Origin of the sequence: Corynebacterium sp. CCUG 71335 (assembly GCF_024454075.1) — a bacterium.
GTDB lineage: Bacteria > Actinomycetota > Actinomycetes > Mycobacteriales > Mycobacteriaceae > Corynebacterium > Corynebacterium genitalium.
Genome location: NZ_JAGPYY010000028.1, coordinates 1 through 1,134 on the forward strand (window position 1 = coordinate 1; position 1,134 = coordinate 1,134).

1 rRNA gene is annotated in these 1,134 nt (G+C 54.6%); it reads right to left on the reverse strand.

The features are described from left to right. Positions 1 to 1,105, reverse strand: a 23S ribosomal RNA gene (locus KBX19_RS11255); the annotation flags it as partial. Between the last annotated feature and the right edge of the window lie 29 nt (positions 1,106 to 1,134).

Below are 1,134 nucleotides of genomic sequence, written 5' to 3' on the forward strand. Positions count from 1 at the left end.
ACACCCTTAGGGGCCTTAACCGGCGATCTGGGCTGTTTCCCTCTCGACTATGAAGCTTATCCCCCACAGTCTCACTGCCGCGCACCAATGTAAACCGGCATTCGGAGTTTGGCTGACATTGCTAAGATGATAGTCCCGCTCAACCAACCAGTAGCTCTACCTCCGGCACACCTACGCGACGCTGCACCTAAATGCATTTCGGGGAGAACCAGCTATCACGGAGTTTGATTGGCCTTTCACCCCTACCCACAACTCATCCCCGCAGTTTTCAACCTACGTGGGTTCGCGCCTCCACAACCTCTTACAGCTGCTTCACACTGGCCATGGGTAGATCACCCCGCTTCGGGTCCAGGACATGCCACTTAAAACACACAATTAGCATTCGCTTTCGCTACGACTACCCCAAACGGGTTAACCTCGCGACATGCCGCTGACTCGCAGGCTCATTCTTCAAAAGGCACGCCATCACACACACAGAAGGTGCTCTGACGGATTGTAAGCGCACAGTTTCAGGAACTCTTTCACTCCCCTCCCGGGGTACTTTTCACCATTCCCTCACGGTACTATCCACTATCGGTCACACTAGGTATTTAGGCTTACCGGGTGGTCCCGGCAGATTCACAGCAGATTCCACGAGCCCGCTGCTACTCGGGGCAAACACGACACACAACCAGCACACGCCTTCACGTACAGGACTCTCACCTACTCCGGCAGACCATCCCAGGCCACTTCCGCTAACACGCACTAGAAATGCAACGACTGGCAGATCGTTGACCATCGCACCCCACAACACCGCACACGCAACCCCTGCCAGGTATCACACGCACACGGTTTAGCCTCATCCGCGTTCGCTCGCCGCTACTAACAGAATCATTATTATTTTCCTCTCCCACCGGTACTGAGATGTTTCACTTCCCGGTATCACCCCCGCACAACTATGAATTCATCATACGGTGACCACACACAACCGTGGCCGGGTTTCCCCATTCGGACATCCTCGGATCAACGCTTTGTTGACAACTCCCCGAGGCATAACGCAGCCTCACACGTCCTTCATCGGCCCAGCATGCCAAGGCATCCACCATGCGCCCTTAAGCAACAAACACAAACACACACCCACACCAACCACAACAA